We start from the raw sequence: 269 nt of genomic DNA on the forward strand, positions 1-269 counted from the left end.
GAAAAAGATAGCGCTGGTAAGCGATGCCGGACTTCCCGCGATCTCCGATCCAGGGGCTGATCTGGTACGGGATGCGGTGTCACAGGGATATACCGTTATTCCCATTCCAGGTGCCAACGCGGCGCTGACGGCATTGATTGCCTCCGGTTTACCGACGGACAAGTTCGTCTTTTGCGGTTTTTTGCCTCGTGAGAAAAAAGAGCGACGTGAGGAGCTGGAGCGTCTGCAGCGCTATTCCGAGACACTACTCTTTTATGAAGCTCCCCATC

At 54.6% G+C, this 269-nt stretch carries 1 protein-coding gene; it reads left to right on the plus strand.

What is annotated here, in order from left to right; translation table 11 throughout:
- Window positions 1-269: SAM-dependent methyltransferase (locus MXD62_RS08725; RefSeq protein WP_248828880.1), on the plus strand; the 269-nt coding region annotated here is incomplete at both ends.

The sequence above is a fragment of the Frankia sp. Mgl5 genome (genome assembly GCF_023242985.1).
Taxonomy (GTDB): Bacteria; Actinomycetota; Actinomycetes; order Frankiales; family Frankiaceae; genus Parafrankia; species Parafrankia soli.